Annotated in this window: 17 protein-coding genes and 1 tRNA gene; 10 read left to right on the top strand and 8 right to left on the bottom strand. The window is 72.0% G+C overall.

Going from position 1 to position 16,186, the window contains the following annotated elements; genetic code table 11:
• Window positions 1-25 precede the first annotated feature (25 nt).
• Together ACYVLJ_RS08360 and neuC are read left to right on the top strand one after the other, a co-directional pair.
• Window positions 26-1,051 (top strand): N-acetylneuraminate synthase family protein, encoded by a 1,026-nt coding sequence (locus ACYVLJ_RS08360; protein WP_451971455.1) that lies wholly within the window; start codon window positions 26-28, stop codon window positions 1,049-1,051.
• Window positions 1,044-2,174, top strand: a complete 1,131-nt coding sequence (gene neuC, locus ACYVLJ_RS08355; protein ID WP_451971458.1) for a UDP-N-acetylglucosamine 2-epimerase — start codon at window positions 1,044-1,046, stop codon at window positions 2,172-2,174. The genes ACYVLJ_RS08360 and neuC overlap by 8 nt, the downstream gene beginning before the upstream one ends.
• Here neuC and ACYVLJ_RS08350 read toward each other — a convergent pair whose 3' ends face one another.
• Entirely contained in the window at window positions 2,175-2,855 is a 681-nt protein-coding gene (locus ACYVLJ_RS08350; protein ID WP_460438247.1) for an acylneuraminate cytidylyltransferase family protein, read from the bottom strand.
• A gap of 184 nt (window positions 2,856-3,039) precedes the next feature.
• Here ACYVLJ_RS08350 and ACYVLJ_RS08345 point away from each other — a divergent pair, with 184 nt between their 5' ends.
• Genes ACYVLJ_RS08345 through ACYVLJ_RS08330 form a run of 4 tightly spaced genes read left to right on the top strand, consistent with a single transcriptional unit; the run spans window position 3,040 to window position 6,964 of the window.
• Complete coding sequence (locus tag ACYVLJ_RS08345; protein ID WP_451971464.1) at window positions 3,040-3,669, top strand: hypothetical protein; 630 nt, start codon at window positions 3,040-3,042, stop codon at window positions 3,667-3,669.
• Window positions 3,666-4,127, top strand: coding sequence for a hypothetical protein (locus tag ACYVLJ_RS08340; protein ID WP_451971467.1), 462 nt, complete (start codon window positions 3,666-3,668; stop codon window positions 4,125-4,127). Before ACYVLJ_RS08345 ends, ACYVLJ_RS08340 begins: the two co-directional genes overlap by 4 nt.
• A gap of 53 nt (window positions 4,128-4,180) precedes the next feature.
• Window positions 4,181-5,776 carry a hypothetical protein gene (locus ACYVLJ_RS08335; RefSeq protein ID WP_460438246.1) on the top strand — a complete coding sequence of 532 codons (1,596 nt, stop codon included), beginning with the start codon at window positions 4,181-4,183 and terminating at the stop codon, window positions 5,774-5,776.
• Between the two features lie 45 nt (window positions 5,777-5,821).
• Window positions 5,822-6,964 carry an epoxide hydrolase family protein gene (locus tag ACYVLJ_RS08330; RefSeq protein WP_460438245.1) on the top strand — a complete coding sequence of 381 codons (1,143 nt, stop codon included), beginning with the start codon at window positions 5,822-5,824 and terminating at the stop codon, window positions 6,962-6,964.
• Window positions 6,965-7,021: 57 nt separating this feature from the next.
• Here the strand turns inward: ACYVLJ_RS08330 and ACYVLJ_RS08325 are convergent, their stop codons facing one another.
• Window positions 7,022-7,588, bottom strand: a complete 567-nt coding sequence (locus ACYVLJ_RS08325) for a bacterial proteasome activator family protein (protein ID WP_451971474.1) — start codon at window positions 7,586-7,588, stop codon at window positions 7,022-7,024.
• A gap of 134 nt (window positions 7,589-7,722) precedes the next feature.
• Between ACYVLJ_RS08325 and ACYVLJ_RS08320 the strand changes: the two genes are divergently transcribed.
• Entirely contained in the window at window positions 7,723-8,922 is a 1,200-nt protein-coding gene (locus ACYVLJ_RS08320) for a cysteine desulfurase-like protein (RefSeq protein ID WP_451971477.1), read from the top strand.
• Here ACYVLJ_RS08320 and ACYVLJ_RS08315 read toward each other — a convergent pair.
• The gene (locus tag ACYVLJ_RS08315; RefSeq protein WP_451971480.1) at window positions 8,919-9,896 is read right to left on the bottom strand and encodes an NAD(P)H-quinone oxidoreductase; all 978 of its coding nucleotides are present in this window, start codon (window positions 9,894-9,896) and stop codon (window positions 8,919-8,921) included. The genes ACYVLJ_RS08320 and ACYVLJ_RS08315 overlap by 4 nt on opposite strands.
• Window positions 9,897-9,978: 82 nt before the next feature.
• Between ACYVLJ_RS08315 and ACYVLJ_RS08310 the strand changes: the two genes are divergently transcribed.
• Window positions 9,979-11,523, top strand: coding sequence for a M28 family metallopeptidase (locus tag ACYVLJ_RS08310; protein ID WP_460438244.1), 1,545 nt, complete (start codon window positions 9,979-9,981; stop codon window positions 11,521-11,523).
• 49 nt (window positions 11,524-11,572) lie between these two features.
• On the opposite strand, the gene ypfJ is transcribed toward ACYVLJ_RS08310, so the two are convergent.
• Window positions 11,573-12,508, bottom strand: coding sequence for a neutral zinc metallopeptidase (gene ypfJ, locus ACYVLJ_RS08305; RefSeq protein WP_460438243.1), 936 nt, complete (start codon window positions 12,506-12,508; stop codon window positions 11,573-11,575).
• A gap of 513 nt (window positions 12,509-13,021) precedes the next feature.
• On the opposite strand from ypfJ, the gene ACYVLJ_RS08300 reads away from it, so the two are divergent.
• Window positions 13,022-13,495: a MarR family winged helix-turn-helix transcriptional regulator gene (locus tag ACYVLJ_RS08300; protein WP_451971489.1), complete on the top strand. Its 474-nt coding sequence runs from the start codon at window positions 13,022-13,024 to the stop codon at window positions 13,493-13,495.
• Between the two features lie 36 nt (window positions 13,496-13,531).
• Here the strand turns inward: ACYVLJ_RS08300 and ACYVLJ_RS08295 are convergent.
• The 3 genes from ACYVLJ_RS08295 to ACYVLJ_RS08285 form a co-directional block, all read right to left on the bottom strand.
• Window positions 13,532-13,618: transfer RNA gene (locus tag ACYVLJ_RS08295), tRNA-Ser, on the bottom strand.
• Between the two features lie 151 nt (window positions 13,619-13,769).
• On the bottom strand, window positions 13,770-14,609 hold the full coding sequence (locus tag ACYVLJ_RS08290) for a patatin-like phospholipase family protein (protein ID WP_460438242.1): 840 nt from the start codon (window positions 14,607-14,609) through the stop codon (window positions 13,770-13,772).
• A gap of 30 nt (window positions 14,610-14,639) precedes the next feature.
• Window positions 14,640-14,921 (bottom strand): DUF2277 domain-containing protein, encoded by a 282-nt coding sequence (locus ACYVLJ_RS08285; RefSeq protein ID WP_451971494.1) that lies wholly within the window; start codon window positions 14,919-14,921, stop codon window positions 14,640-14,642.
• Window positions 14,922-15,023: 102 nt separating this feature from the next.
• Between ACYVLJ_RS08285 and ACYVLJ_RS08280 the strand changes: the two genes are divergently transcribed.
• Window positions 15,024-15,965, top strand: a complete 942-nt coding sequence (locus ACYVLJ_RS08280; RefSeq protein WP_460438241.1) for an Ldh family oxidoreductase — start codon at window positions 15,024-15,026, stop codon at window positions 15,963-15,965.
• Here the strand turns inward: ACYVLJ_RS08280 and ACYVLJ_RS08275 are convergent.
• The gene (locus tag ACYVLJ_RS08275; protein WP_451971500.1) at window positions 15,962-16,186 is read right to left on the bottom strand and encodes an RNA-binding S4 domain-containing protein; all 225 of its coding nucleotides are present in this window, start codon (window positions 16,184-16,186) and stop codon (window positions 15,962-15,964) included. The two genes, ACYVLJ_RS08280 and ACYVLJ_RS08275, sit on opposite strands and share 4 nt — an antisense overlap.

The raw sequence follows: 16,186 nt of genomic DNA, 5'->3' as shown, positions 1-16,186 counted from the left end.
AGCACGCAGCGACCCGGAGGTCTTCATGTTCACGCTCGGCGAGCACCCGGTCGGTGCCGACCACCCGCCCCTCGTGATCGCCGAGATCGGGATCAACCACGAAGGTGACCCGAAGAAGGCGCACAAGATGGTCGACGACGCCGCGGACGCCGGCGTCCAGGTGGTCAAGATCCAGACCCACGTCGTCGACGACGAGATGATCCCGAACGACGTCGTGCCCGGCAACGCCGACGAGCCGATCTGGGACATGATGAACCGCGTCGCCCTGACCGCCGAGGACGAGCGCGAGATCAAGGCGCACGCCGAGGAGCGCGGCCTGGTCTTCCTGTCGACGCCGTTCTCGCGGGCCGCGGCCGACCGCCTGGCCGAGCTCGGCGTCGAAGGCTTCAAGATCGGCTCGGGGGAGTGCAACAACTACCCGCTGATCCGGCACGTCGCGTCGTTCGGCAAGCCCGTGATCCTCTCGACCGGGATGAACGACATCGCGTCGATCACCCCCGCGGTCGAGATCCTGCGCGAGGCCGGCGTCGGCTTCGCGCTGCTGCACTGCACGTCGCTGTACCCGACGCCGCCGGAGCAGGTCCGGCTCGGCGCGCTCGCCGAGCTGCACGCCGCGTTCCCCGACGCCGAACTCGGGCTTTCCGACCACACGGTGACGATCTACCCGTGCCTGGGCGCGGTCGCGCTCGGCGCGTCGGTGCTCGAGCGGCACTTCACCTCCGACATGAGCTGGCCGGGCCCGGACATCCCCGTGTCGTCGACGCCGGCGGAGTTCAAGCAGCTCGTCGAGGGGTCCCGGCTGATCCACGCGGCCCGGGGCGGGTCGAAGCAGATCCTCGCCGAGGAGCAGCCGACGATCGACTTCGCGTACGCCTGCGTCGTCACCACGAAGGACGTCGCCGCCGGCGAGGCGCTGAGCACCGACAACATCTGGGTCAAGCGGCCGGGCACCGGCGAGATCAAGGCGAAGGACTACGAAAGCCTGCTCGGCCGGGCCGTCTCGCGGGCGCTGCCGGCGAACACGCAGGTGAGCTGGGCGGACCTTGGCTGAGGCGGAGCGGCGCGAGGTCCTGTTCCTCACCGGGACGCGCGCCGACTTCGGGAAGCTGCGGGACGTCATGCTCGCGGTGCAGAAGAGCTCGGTGCTGTCGGCGCGCATCGTCGTCACCGGCATGCACATGCTGCGCAGCTACGGCTACACGGTGCGGGAGATCGAGCTGGCCGGCCTCGAGCGGCTGCACCTGATCCCGAACCAGATCGTCGACGAGCCGATGGCGCTCGTGCTGGCCAACACCGTCCAGGCGCTGGCCAGGCTCGTGCACGAGGAGCAGCCCGCCGCGATCGTCGTGCACGGCGACCGCGTCGAGGCCCTGGCGGGCGCGATCGTCGGGTCGCTGGCGAACGTGCGCGTGGTGCACATCGAGGGCGGCGAGGTCAGCGGCACGATCGACGACGTCATCCGGCACTCGCTGTCGAAGCACGCCCACGTGCACCTGGTCGCCAACGAGCAGGCCCGGCGGCGGCTGCTGCAGCTCGGCGAGGAGGAGGACCGGATCTTCGTCGTCGGCAGTCCCGAGGTCGACGTCCTGACGTCCCCGCGCCTGCCCGACCTCGACGAGGTCCGCCGGCACTACGAGATCCCGTTCACCGACTACGGCCTGCTCGCCCTGCACCCGGTGACCACGGAACGCGACCTCAACCGCCGCAACGCCGCCGCCGTGGTGGACGCGGTGCTCGCCGAGGGCAACTGGGTGGTCATCGACCCGAACAACGACGAGGGCTGCCGCGAGATCCGGAGCGAGCTCGACCGGCTCGCGGGCCCGCGGTTCGTGCGCCTGCCGTCGATGCGCTTCGAGTACTTCATCACCCTCATGAAGCACGCGGCGGTCGTGCTCGGGAACTCCAGCGCGGGGGTCCGGGAGGCGCCGGTGCTGGGCACGCCGTCGGTCACGGTCGGGACCCGCCAGCGCAACCGGGCGGTCGCGCCCAGCGTGCTGTCGGTGGAGCCGACCGCCGAGGCGGTCCTCGCCGGGATCGGCAAGGCCAGGGCGATGGGCCGGTGCGCACCGCACACCGCGTTCGGCGAGCCGGGCGCGCACCGGCGCATCGTCGAGCTGCTCGAAGGCGACGAGCTGTGGCGGCCGTCCCTCTACAAGGCCTTCGTCGACCGCTGATCAGCCGTGGGCCGCGGCCCGCTGTTCGGCCAGGACCAGGTCGGCCGCCGAATCGATGTCGATCGCGCGCTCGACCGGCACGAACTGCGGCCGCACCTCCGGGATGAAGAACCGCTCGTGCCGTCGCAGGTCGCCGGCCCGGACCAGGTAGATCCCGCCGGTGGGGCGCAGCACGGCGGGCAGGGTCTGGCGCGGCGCTTCGAGGTCGGCCCACTCCCGCACCGGGGCGATGCCGCCGTCCGGCGTCTCCAGGCACACCTTGAGCGGGTGGTGGTCGGCCGCCCGGCACATCTGGACCACCGATCCGCTGGGCCGGCCGGCGTGGATTTCGAGGCATTCGGCGATGTCGGCCGCGGTGCGCAGCGGCGACGTCGGCTGGAGCAGCAAGACCAGGGTGGCGTCCGGGACGTCGAGCGCGTCGAGGGCGTGGAGCACCGCGGGGAGGGTGCGGCTGGTCGCGTCCGCGAGGTGCGCGGGCCGTTCGACGGTCCTGGCCCCTTCGGCGGCCCCCGCGGCCGCGATCCCGGGGTCGTCGGTCGTCACGACGACGTCGGTGACGCCGGCCGCGACCGCCGTGTGCACCGTGTGCGCGACCAGTGGACGGCCCCGGAAGAGCGCCAGGTTCTTGCCCGGCAGCCCCACGGAGCCACCCCTCGCGGGGACGACGGCCAGCGCGGTCACACTGCACCCCTTCCGGGTGATGGCATCGGTCTGTCAGCTATTGTCCGTCTGCTCGACTGCCGCCGGACGGCGGCCCGGTCAATGGCAGGGTCGCCACGCGCCCGGACAAGTCGGTGAGGAAGCAATGAACCGGACTCAGTTCGCAAACGACACGTCGGGACTCGACGAGGGTGATGCCGACTCCATGCTTCGGGAGCTGCTGCGCGCGTACGGCCGTGGCCAACAGGTCCGCACCGTCACCGTGGTGGGGAACGCGCCGATGGCCCCCGACGCCGCGCGCGCCGAGCTGATCGACAGCAGCGACCTCGTCATCCGGATGACGACGTTCGCGCTCGACGAGCCGGACGCCGCGCCGGCGTACGGCACGCGCACCGACGTCGTCGTCATCCACCGCGGCGTCATCGTCTCGCCGTACACCTTCGCCGACTACACCTCGCGCCTCTACCTGCTCGCCGAGCCGGGCCGGCTGTTCTGGGAACCCGAGTTCCTGCCCGACTGGTGGCCGGCCGACCTGGGGTTCGTGCCCATCTCCAACCGGCAGTACGTGCTGCCGCTCTCGCGCCGGCTCGGCCTCGCGACCGATGAGCACGTGTGGGCCACGACCGGCACCCTGGTGACGTACCTGTGCAAGAGGCTGTTCCCCGAGGCGACCGTGCGCCTGACCGGCGTGTCGATCCTGGAACGGCCGGACCAGACCGATTTCGAGCACGCCTGGGGCGGCAAGGTCGGCGTGACGGCGGAACACCGGCTCAGCGCCGAATCGCGGTTGCTGAGCTCGTGGCGCGACTCCGGAAGAATCGAGATAGTGCAGTGAGCGAATTTCAGGGCGCGGTTTCGCGGGCGAAGGGGCTCGTGCGCGCCGCCGGACGGCCGGTCTTCGGGCGGATGCGCCCGCGGATCGAGACCATCGCGTTCGAACGGCTCCGGCCCGAGCTCGACGCGCTGCGCGAGGACCTCGCGGGCGTGCGCGAGGAGATCAAGGACGTCAAGGACGCCGCCGCCGAGCTCGACGGCCACGTGAAGTGGCTTTACGACGAGCAGCGCCGGCTCGCCCCCCACCTCGCCGCCCTCGAGGCGCGCGTCGCGGCTTTCGAACGCCCCGGATCGATCACGCGGGCCGCGGACCGCATCGAATACGCCCCGGACGAGACCGAGGAGGTCCGTGCCGAGCACGCGCGGATCCGCGCCCGCCTCGCGGCGGTCTCGAAGTACGAAGAGCGGCTGGCCCGGGTCGAAGAGGCCCTCCGCGCCCGCGCCGAGGCCGGGGCCTGAGCCGGCTCACCGCACCAGGACGTCCGACCTCGTGGTGGGGCGCGCTGTTCCTGGTGCCGCTCGTGTTCACCGTCGTCTGGACGGGGCTCGACCACGACGTGCGGTTCGTCCTGGGCACGCTCGAAACGGCCGGACGGTCGGGGTTCGCGCCGGCCGAGGTCTTCGTCCACCGGCCGATGGCCTACCGGCTGGTGCTCGCGCTGGCCGACCCCGCGTCCGCGCTGCCCGACGTCGGCCGGGAAGCCGTCGTGCGGGCAGGCGCCCTGGTGCTGGTGCTGCTGGTCGCGGTGCTGCTCCGCGCGGGCTTGGCGCGCTACCGCCCGGCGGGGGAGGCCACGGCCGTCGCCGCGGCCGCCGGGCTGGCCTTGGCGCTGGCCCCGAACTGGGACTTCCTGCAGCCGGAGTGGCTGGCCGCCGTGTTCGCCGCCGGCGCGATCGGCGGCACGCTCTTCTTCCGGCGGACGCTGCCCGCCGCCGCGGCCGGTGGTGTGCTGCTCGCCCTGGCCGTGCTGGTCAAGTACACGACCCTGCCGACGGCCGTGGTGGCGCTCGGCGTGCTCGCGGTGCTCGACCGGCGCCGGGCCGTGTTCACCGGCGCGTTCGGTGGTGTGGCCTGCCTCGGCCTGTTCGGGGTGAGCGTGCTGGTGGAGCCGCGCGAGTGGCGGTGGTTCGGGGAGCTGTCCCGGTTGAACGGCGACAGCCCGCTGAGCCGCGGCCTGCACTTGGGCGACGCGAAAGCGCTGCTCAGCACGGTCCTGAACGAGGCCATCGCGGTGCCGATGGTGGCGTTGCTCCCGGTGAGCGTCGTGCTCCTGGTGCGGCTGGCGCCCGGGCGGCGTGCCCGGATCGGCTGGCTGGTCCTCCCCGCGGCCGCCGTCGTCGTCGTGCTGGCCGCGGTGGTGCTCCAGGCGCAGTGGTTCCAGTACCACCTCGCCGCGCTGGTGCCGTTCGCCGCCGGGCTGTGGGGCCTGGCCGTCGCGCGGTGGTCGGCGGAGCACGGCGGCCCGCCGCGCGCGCTGGTCCTGGCGACGGTCGTGCTCGGCGTCGGCGTGCCGTTCGTTTCGGCGGCGACGCCGGAGTGGCGGCTCGCGCACGGGACGCCCGTCTACGGCGCGCTGGTGGCAGTGGTGGCCATCGCGACGGTGCTCTCGCTCAAGGGGCGGGCCCGGACGTGGCCGATCCTCGCCGTGCTCGGCGCGTTCGCGGTGCTCGTCGTGCCGGTTTGGCCGGCCGCGCCCTACTCGTTCGACGGCATCCACGCGGACTACACGAACGCCGAGCGCGTCGCGGCCGCGCAGCTCGACGAGCGGCTGATCGCGCCGGTCCGCGACCGGATCGGTGCCGATACGCCGGTGCTGTACCTGGCCTTCGGCGACATGGCGTACTTCGTCGGCAACCCGGCCGACTGCCGCTACCCGGCCCCGGTGTTCGTCCAGCGCGGCACCTACCTCCCGGCGGTCCGGGAACTGGAGAGCTACCGCGAAAACCTCGGCTGCTACGAGCACACGGACGCCCGGTACCTGGTGGTGCAGCCGTCCTGGCTGACGGTGGACCGCCTGCCCGCCGACGTCGCGGCGGACCTGCGCGCCCGCTTCGACTGCGACCACGCCCTGCCCGCCGGCGAACTCGAAGTGTGCCCGAGCCGCTAGGGATCGAGGACCGGATCTGTCCGCGATGGTTCCTACCGTGGACTCATGACTTCAGAGATCACGCCGTTCCGGATCGACGTCCCGCAGGCCGACCTCGACGACCTCCGTGCGCGGCTGGCGAACACGCGCTGGCCCGACCAGCCCGCCGATGCCGGGTGGCGGCTCGGGGTGCCCGTCGACTACGTGCGTGAGCTGGCCGAATACTGGCGGACGGGCTTCGACTGGCGGGCGCAGGAGGCGCGGCTCAACGCGTTCCCGCAGTTCACGACCTCGATCGACGGGACGACCGTGCACTTCCTGCACGTGGTCTCGCCGGAACCGGACGCGAAGCCGGTGCTGCTGACCCACGGCTGGCCGGGCTCGGTCGTCGAGTTCCTGGACGTCATCGGGCCGCTGACCGACCCGCGCGCGTACGGCGGCGACCCGGCGGACGCGCTGACCGTGGTCGTCCCGTCGATCCCCGGTTACGGCTTTTCGGGGCCGACGCCGGAAACCGCGTGGGGGCCGGACCGGATCGCCCGGGCCTTCGCGGAGCTGATGACCCGCCTGGGCTACGAGCGGTTCGGCGCCCACGGCGGCGACTGGGGCGCGATCATCTCGCGCGAGCTGGCGGTGCGGTTCCCGGAGCGCGTGACCGGCATCCACGTGACGATGCTCGCCTCGGCCGTCGTCCGGACCGAAGCCGACCTGGATGGGCTGCCCGACCAGGAGCTGGGCCGGCGTTCGCTGGAGAAGGGACGCGCGTTCTCGATGTCCGGCACGGGCTACGCGATGATCCAGGCGACCAAGCCGCAAACGCTTGCGTACGGTCTTCACGACTCGCCGGCGGGGCAGCTGGCGTGGATCGCCGAGAAGTTCCGGTCGTTCTCGAACACCTCGGAGGACCTGATCGACCGCGACGACCTGCTGGCCGACGTCTCGATCTACTGGTTCACGGAGACGGCGAACTCGTCGGCCCGCCTGTACGCGGCGCTGACCGGCGGGTGGGGCGCGCCGCCGCCGGAGAACACCGTGCCGACCGCCGTCGCGGTCTTCCCGGACGACATCGGGCTACCGGTCCGGGCGCTCGCGGAGCGGACCGACAACGTCGTGCGCTGGACCGAGTTCAAGAGCGGCGGGCACTTCGCGGCCCTGGAAGAGCCGGACGCGCTGATCGGCGACCTGCGGGCGTTCTTCCGGACCCGCTAGTTGTCCACAGGGGTTGTCCACATGCCCGCCGGTCTGTGGACAACCCCGGGGCCGTCGTCAGAGGTACTGGCCCGTGCCCGAGATCCCCGGCCCGTGCTCGTGCCCGTGCCCGGCCGCCGAAGGGCCGGCCGGCAGGCCGCGCCGCATCTGCTCGAGCTGGACCCGCGCCGCCATCTGCTGGGCGAAGAGGGCCGTCTGGATGCCGCTGAACAGCCCCTCGAGCCAGCCGACCAGCTGGGCCTGCGCGATCCGCAGCTCGGCGTCCGAGGGCGTCGAGTCGTCGGTGAACGGGCGGACCAGGCGCTCCAGCTCGTCCTGGAGCTCCGGGGCCAAGGAAGCCGCCAGCTCCTTCACGGAGGTCTGGTGGATCTCGCGGACGCGGTTGCGGGAGGCGTCGTCCAGCGGGGCCGCGCGGACCTCTTCCAGCAGCTGCTTGATCATCGTGCCGATCCGCATCACCTTCGCCGGCTCTTCGACGAGGTCGCCGACCGACTCGGCGTTGTCCTCCGTGGGCAGCTTCGCCGCGCCCACCGGTGTGCCGTCCGGTCCGACGACCACCACGTGGGGTGAAGATTCCTGGCCCGCGTCACCCGCAGTGAAGTTCGGCTCGGTCATGTGCTCCATCCTGGGTCGCGTTCGCCACGCTCCGCGACACGCGCGGGGCGTCCGTCTCCGAGCGTAGCGGGAATCGGGGTTCGCGGTGGCTCTCCACCCAACCCCGGGCGCGCGGCGAAACCGCACGTCCGTACGGTGTCCCCATGGCGTTCGACGTCGCTCGTATCCGTGGGCTCTTTCCCGCGCTGGGTGACGGCTGGATTCACTTCGACGGCGCCGCCGGAATGCTGGTCCCGGAACAGGTCGCTTCGGCCGTGTCCACGGCGATGCGCGCCCCGGTGTCCGGGCCGGGCGGAGCGTTTCCGGCCTCACAGCGCGCGGAAAGCATCGTGACCGCGGCCCGCAGGGCCGTGGCCGACCTGGTCGGTGCCGACCCGGCCGCCGTCGTGCTCGGGCCGAGCGCGCCGGTGATGCTGCGCCGCCTCTGCGACGCGCTCGCCGAGCGCTGGACCATCGGCGACGAGGTCGTCGTCTCCCGGCTCGACGAACAGGCCAACCTCGCGCCGTGGCAGCGCGCCGCGAAGCGCGTCGGCGCCGTCGTGCGGTGGGGCGAGATCGACATCGAGACGTGCGAGCTGCCCGCGTGGCAGTACGAGCAGCTCGTGTCGGCGCGCACGAAGGCCGTGGCGGTCACGCTCGCCTCGGGGTCCGTCGGCACCCGGCCGGACGTCCCGACGATCATCGAGTTCGCGAAGCGGGTCGGCGCGCTCGTCGTCGTCGACGCCACGTACGCCGCGCCGTTCCTGCCGCTGGACATCAACGCGCTCGGCGCGGACGTCATGGTCGTGTCCGCGCAGGCGTGGGGCGGGCCGTCGGTGGGCGCGCTCGTCTTCCGCGACCCCGAGCTGATCGAGCGGATCCCGTCGGTCTCGCTCGACCCGATGGCGCGCGGCGCCGCCCGCCTCGAACTGGGCCCGCACGCCTACCCGCTGCTGGCCGGGCTGATCGCGTCGATCGACTACCTCGCGGGCCTCGACGACGCCGCTACTGGGTCGCGGCGCGAGCGCCTGGTCACCTCGCTCGGCTCGGCGAAGTCGTACCACGCCGGGCTGCTCGCGCAGCTGTCGACGGAACTGCTTTCGCTGCGGCACATCATGGTCATCGGCAACGCGATGCGCCGCATCCCGTCGCTCGCCTTCGCCGTCGCGGGCAAGAAGGCACCCGAAGTGGCGGAATACCTGGCGTCACAGGGGTTGTGCGCCTTCGCCGACGACGGCACGGCCGGCGTCTTCGCGTCGCTCGGCGTCGGAGAAGTGGGCGGCGCCGTGCGGATCGGGCTCGCCCACTACTCCAACGTCTTCGAGATCAACCAGCTCGTGCGCGTGCTGGAAGAACTGCGTTAGGACTTCGCCGCCAGCAGGACCTTCCCGAAGATCGAACCCTCTTCGAGCGCGCGGTGCGCGGACGCGGCTTCGGCCATCGGGACCACCTGGTCGATCACCGGCTTCACCGAGCCCTGCTCGACCAGCGGCCACAGTCGCTCGCGCACGTCGGCGACGATCGCGGCCTTCTGCTCCAGCGGCCGGAACCGCAGGCCCGCCGCGAACACCTCGGCCCGCTTGCCGAGCAGTGCGCCGACGTTCAGCTCGCCCTTCACCCCGCCCTGCATGCCGATGATCACCACACGGCCGTCGGGCTTCAGCACGTCGACGTTGCGGCCGAGGTAGGCCGCGCCCATGTTGTCGAGGACGACGTCCGCGCCGCCGGTCTCCTTCTTGAGGACCTCGACGAAGTCTTCGTCCTTGTAGTTGATCACGATGTCGGCGCCGAGCTGGCGGCAGCGCTCGAGCCGCTCCGCCGAGCCCGCGGTGACGGCGACGGTCGCGCCCAGCGCCTTGCCGACCTGGATGGCGTGCGTGCCGATCCCGCCGGCGCCGCCGTGGACGAGCAGCACCTCGCCCTCGGCGAGCTTCGCGTGCATCACGACGTTCGCCCACACCGTGCACGCCACCTCGGGCAGCCCGGCCGCGGCGAGCAGCCCGACCTCACCCGGCACCGGCAGCAGCTGCCCCGCCGGGACGACGGCCTTCTCCGCGTAGCCGCCGCCCGCGAGCAGCGCGCAGACCTCGTCGCCGACGTTCCAGCCTTCGACACCTTCGCCGAGCTCCGCGATCGTGCCGGAGCATTCGAGGCCGAGGGTTTCGCTGGCGCCGGGCGGCGGCGGGTAGTGGCCCTGGCGCTGCAGGAGGTCCGCCCGGTTGACCGCGCTCGCCGCGACGTCCAGCAGCACTTCGCCGGGGCCGGGCCGCGGATCCGCGACCTCCGCCCACTCGAGAACTTCCGGCTCACCTGGTTCACGGATGGTGATCGCGTACATGTGTCGACCGTATACCGCACGGAGAAGTTCCCGCCGAATGACGCATTGACGTTCTTCGCATTCGGAACAAAGGTGAGCAACCATGTCAATCACACGAAGAAGACTGTTCGTACCGGCGGCCCTGGCCGCCTGTACGGCGCTCGCGTTCGGCACGACCCCGGCCGCGGCGGGTCCCGCGGCCCAACCCGATGGCCCGGCCCTGGCGAAACAGCTCGTCAGCAAGGTGACCGTCAACGGCATCAACCGGCACCTCGTCGCCCTGCAGCGCTTCGCCGACACCAACGGCGGGACGCGCGCGGCGAGCACCGAGGGACACCGGAAGTCCGCCGAGTACATCGCGACGAAACTGGAGGCGGCGGGCTACCAGGTGACCCGCCAGGAGTTCCCGTTCACCTACTCGCAGACCCTGGCCGAGAAGCTCACCGCGGGCGGCGCGAACGTGCCGGTCACGGCGATGGAGTACACGAAGAACACCCCGGTGGGCGGGATCACCGCGCCGCTGGGCGTCGTCCCGGCCGCCGGTGACGCGACCCCGGGCTGCGAAGCCACCGACTTCGGCGACCTCACCGGCAAGATCGCGCTGATCTCGCGCGGCGGGTGCACGTTCGCCGTCAAGCAGCAGAACGCCGCGGCCGCGGGGGCGGTCGGCGCGATCATCTACAACAACGTCGACGGCCCGCTGAACGGCACGCTCGGCGACCCGGCGAACGCCGCGGTCCCGACCGGCGGCGTTACGGCGGCCGACGGCGCGCACCTCGCGACGTTGAACGGCCAGAACGTGACGCTCGAACTGCGCACCATCCAGGAGGCGCGGACCAGCTACAACGTCATCGCCGAGACCAAGACCGGGCGCCACGACAACGTCGTGATGCTCGGCTCGCACCTGGACAGCGTCCCGGCGGGCCCCGGCATCAACGACAACGGCACCGGCTCGGCGACCCTGCTCGAGACCGCGCTGCAGCTCGGCAGCTCGCCGAAGGTCAACAACGCCGTGCGGTTCGGGTTCTGGAGCGCGGAGGAGTTCGGGCTGATCGGCTCGACCTACTACGTCGACTCGCTGAGCTTCGAGCAGCAGCTCGACATCGCGCTGTACATGAACTTCGACATGATCGGCTCGCCGAACGCGGCGTACTTCGCCTACGACGGCGACGACTCCGACGGCGTCGGCGCGGGCCCCGGCCCGTACGGCTCGGCGCAGATCGAGCAGACGCTCGCCGGGTACCTCAACGCCAAGGGCATCCCGACCGAGGGCACCGACTTCGACGGGCGTTCGGACTACGGCGAGTTCATCGCGGTGGGCATCCCGGCCGGCGGTCTCTTCACCGGCGCCGAAGGGGTCAAGACCGCCGCGCAGGCCGCGAAGTGGGGTGGCACGGCGGGGATCGCCTACGACCACTGCTACCACCAGGCCTGCGACAACCTGGGCAACGTCGACCGGGTCGCGCTCGACCGCAACGCGGACGCCGTGGCCTGGGCGACGGGGGTCTACGGGACGAGCACCGAGAGCGTCAACGGCGTGCAGCCGGGCAAGAGCAAGACGGCCAAGCAGAAGGCCGCCGAACGCGGTGCGCAGCGGAACTTCTCCGCCCGCGCCGTGGCCGGCGACCCGCACGCGCTGGCTTCCTGACCACAGAGAAGGGGCCGTCCCGCTGCCGGGACGGCCCCTTCTCCACGTCTCAGCCCAGGTTGTTCGTGCCGAAGGTGTCGCAGCGGGCCGGGTCACCGGTCTGGAAGCCGGTGGTGAACCACTTCTTGCGCTGCGCGGATGTGCCGTGGGTGAACTTCGAGCGGTCGACCTGGCCGCCGCCGAGGTTCGCCTGGATGTAGTCGTCGCCGATGCGGGACGCGGTGTCCAGCGCGGAGTTGATGTCGTCCTGCGTGACGTCGGTGATCAGCGGCTTGCCGCTCTCGGTCGGCGTCGTCGAGGCGTGGTTGCCCCAGACGCCGGCGTAGCAGTCGGCCTGCAGTTCCAGGCGCACCGAACCGGACGTCGGGCCCGTGCCGGTGCCCTTCTTCGACGTCCCGAGCAGGTTCTGCACGTGGTGCCCGTACTCGTGGGCGAGCACGTACGCCTCCGTGAAGAGGCCGCCCTGTGCCCCGAAGCGGGTCTTCAGCTCGTTGAAGAAGGAGAGGTCGATGTAGACCTCGGAGTCGGCCGGGCAGTAGAACGGCCCGGTGTCGGAGGTGGCGCTGCCGCACCCGGTGCGCACGCCGCCGTTGAAGAAGTTCGTCGGCGCCTTCCGGTAGGTCGAACCGGAGCGCGCGAACTGCTGCGTCCAGTAGTCCTGCACGGAGTTGACGATCGCGACGATCGCGCAGTCGTGGTTCTTGTTGGCGTCCGCGCCGGTCTTGCACTGGCTCGCCAGCTTCGAGTTGTCGACCTGCTGGCCGGACCCGACGCTGCCGAGGCCGCCGCTCAGGCCGTTCCCGCTGCCGCCCCCGATGCTCACCCCGCCGAGCTGGGAGAGCACGAAGTAGATGATCAGCCCGACGACGCCGAGTCCGCCGCCGCCCAGGGCAACGCGGCCGCCGATCCCGCCGCCGCCTCCACCGCTTCCGCGCAGGTCTTGGACTTCGGAGGCGTCCAAGCCGGCGTCGTCGTCGAATCTCACCCGCGAATGGTAACGAGCCTGGGTGCGGCCGTCGCGCTGGCGGCCGCACCCAGGACCTGTACCGAGGTTGTGTCTTTTCGGTCGAGCGGTTGGCCGCGACCGGGCCGGCGTTCAGGCGCTGTCGCCACGGCTTCGGAGGTCGTGACCGGAAACAGGCCCGATCGACGCCGGATGCTGAACGCACCGTAGAAGCCCGCGCACATGCTGTTCACAATCGCGCCCGGCCCGTTCTTGGTCCGTTCCGGTCGCGGGGACACAGCTGGCGGTCAACCGCGAGGATCACCCGCCACGCAACCACCTGACCTCTCCCGGCGGGGAGCCGGGCCGGCACGTCGCCGTCGTCGCGCCGCATACCCTGGCCGACCTTCCGCCGACAAGCAGAATGCGCCTTTTCGAGCCGAGTCTCAACCTTTTCGTAACCCCACCTTCGGGCGATGTTGCGACCGCATTTTCAGGGGCACGCAGTTCGGCGTCGGACCGCGCGGTTCGTTGATCAGCGTTCTACGCTGCCTTATGACCGAGGAGCGGCCTGTGCGTTGGTTGAACGATGCCGAGATGGCGGCGTGGCGCTCCTACATCGTCGCGACCCTGCGGCTGCGGCAGCGGCTGCACCGCGAGCTGGCGGTCCGGCACGAAGTGTCGCTCGTCGACTACGAGGTGCTGGTCTGCCTGGAGATGCAGGCCGGACACCGGATGCGGATGTCGGAGCTGGCCGTGCTGATGGGCTCGACGAAGAGCCGCCTGTCCCACCAGGTCGCCCGGCTCGAGGACGCGGGCGTCGTCCGGCGGGCGCGGGACCCCGAGGACAAGCGTGGCGTCATCACGGAGCTGACGGAGGAGGGCATGGCCTTGCTCCGAACCGCGGCACCGACCCACCTGGAAGGGGTGCGCGAGCACCTCATCGACCTGCTGAGCCCCCAGGAACAGGCGACGATCGCCGCGGCGTTCGAGCGCGTGCTGGACCACCTGTCGGAGGCGGAGGGCTGAACCCGGGCGCGGCTACCGCGCGCCCGGGGCCCGAAGCGGTAGCGGTGGGATTCGAACCCACGGAGAGGTTGCCCTCTCGCATGTTTTCAAGACATGTTCCTTCGACCGCTCGGACACGCTACCTCGCCCCACGAGGGTAGCCGACGGACTCGGCACCCCCGCTCGGGCGGGCTTCCGGGCACGGTGGCCTGCCACCACGGCGCACCTGCGGGGCACGGGCCGTGGCCATCCGCCCCGGAGTCTTCGGGTCGCCGACCCGCGCCCGGCCGTCGGGCTACGTCCAGCTGAGGGTCAGGGCCGCTCCCTGGGTGCGGCCCGCCTCGGCGGCCGGGGTGCGGGCTGCCGGGTCCATCGGGTTCTCGCCGATCGCCGCCAGCGAAGCCTCGTCCGGGGTGATCAGCGTGACCTCCGCGCCCGCCTCGCGCAGGTCGTCGAGCACTGTGAGCAGGGGTTTCTCCATCGGCAGCGGGGCGTCCGTGCCCATCGGGGACACCACCGTCACGCGTGTGAAGCCCGTTGCGTAGTCCGCGTTCTCCGCCGAGCGGACGCCGCCGTCCACGTAGCGGCGGCCGTCGATCGTCACCGGGGGCCAGATGCCCGGGACCGCGCAGCTCGCCGCCACCGCGTCGACCAGGGACACCCCCGACGCGCGGTCGAAGCGGCGGGGCTCGCCCGTTTCCGCGTCCACCGCCACGATCACCAGGCGCTGCTCCGGCCAGTCGTGCACCGGCAGGCGCGCCTCGATCACCGCGCGGCGGTCCTGTTCGGACACCGTTTCGGCCTGCAGCGCGAGCTCGCCCATCGCGCGCCGGAGCTCGGCCGGGGCCGTCGTGCCCGTGACCACGTCGCCGAAGGCCGACGCGAACTTCTCGAAGTCGATCTCCGCCGGGATCTCCGGCGTCTGGCGCGCCGGGTCGGCCTGCCGCGCGAAGAGCTCGTCCAGCGGGACGCCGCTGGTCACCTGCGCCGCGACGGCCGCGCCCGCCGACGTGCCGACGAGCAGGTCCGCGCCCGTGAGGTCCTGGCCGTGTTCGGCCAGCCCCGTGAGCACCCCCGTCGTCCACGCGATCCCGGCGACCCCGCCGCCACCCAGCACCAAAGCTTGTCCACCCATGGCGGCAGCCTAGCGAGCGGGTCCGACAGTTTACGGGCGCTTCAGCGCCTGGGCCGCGATCCGCGCGCGCACCTCGGGACGTCGCAGCGGCGGGACGGTCGCCGGTGGCTGACGGCGTTCCGGCAGCTGCTCCAGCAGCCGCGTGGTGATTTCCGTGATCTCGGCGACCGCGGCTTCGAACGGTTCGCGCGTCGCGTCCGACAGCGACTGCACGCCGGTCACCTTGCGGACGTACTGGCGGGCCGCGGCCTCGATCTCCTCGCCCGTCGCGGCCGGCTGGAGCCCCCGGAGGGTGGTGATGTTTCGGCACATGCCGCCCAGGGTACGTCGCTTCGGAGGTCCCGATCACACGGTCGGGTAGGCCGGGGCCCAGCTCGTTGACGCCCGAACGGGCCGTTGGGCAAGGTCGGGTGAGTGCCTCTCAGACCGCGTCCCTTCCGCTCCGCCCGCCCCGAACCCCGCACCGCCGAAGAAGGAACGCCGGAAACCCCGATTCCGGAACAGGCCTGGCCCCGCGTGCGGGCCGACGAACTGGTCACCCTCGTGGCACACGTCTTCGCCGCCCACGGCTTCCCCGAACCCCGGGCCCGGATGGCCGCGGAAGCCCTGTGCCACGGCGATTTGACCGGTTCACCGGAGTTCGGCGTCGCCGATCTGGCCCGGATCCACTTGCCCCTGCTGGAAAACGGGCTCGTCGTGCCGCACGCCGAGCCGCTGATGATCGCCGACCGCGGGGCCGCCGCCCTGCTCGACTACCGCCGCGCGTCCGGGTTGTGGGCCGTCGGCGACGCCATGGACCGGGCGGTGACGCGGGCCGGGCGCTTCGGGGTCGGGCTCGTTTCGCTGCGCGGGATCGGGCCGTTCGGCCGGGCCGGGCACCACGCCGCGCGGGCGCTGCCGCACGCGATGATCGGGCTGGTGCTCGCCGCGGGCGGCGAACCCGGCGACCCGGTGAACCCGCTCGGCATGGCGGCGCCGGGTGGCGCGTACCCCGAGTTCGTCTTCGACATGGACCGTCCCGGTTCGGAAGCCGCGGGGCTGACGCTGCTGGTGGAGGTGCTCGCCGGGGTGCTCTCCGGCGTCGCCGACCACGAGCACGACACGGGCCTGCTGGTCCTGGCGATCGCGCCGACGACGTTGCGCAGCGCCGACGGCTTCTACCGCGCGGCGAGCGCGTTGTTCGGCAGCATGCTCGGCTGGGAGGGCGGCGCGCCGATCCGCTACCCGGGCTGGCGCGAGGCCCAGCACCTCGAGCAGTGCCGCGCGCTGGGCGTGCCGCTGGCCGGCCCGGTCCGGCGGCAGCTGGACGCGCTGGCCGCGTCGCTCGGGCTGCCGCCGCTGACCAGCGTGGGCTAGTGGACCAGGACGACTTTGCCGCGGTCGGGGCCGACGGCCACGACGTCGCCGTCGGTGAGCTGGCGGCCGCGGCGGGTCTCGACCTCGCCGTTGACGGTGACCTCCTCCGCGTCGATCAGGTCCTTCGCGTGGGAGCCGTCTTCGGCGAGGCCGGCCAGCTTGAGGAACTGGCCGAGCCGGATCGGCTCGCCGGTGATGGGTACGTCGACGGGATCGCTCAT

This window comes from Amycolatopsis stemonae (assembly GCF_054781455.1).
The sequence above is the reverse complement of the archived record's forward strand: the minus strand, read 5'-3'. Positions and strand labels throughout refer to the sequence as shown.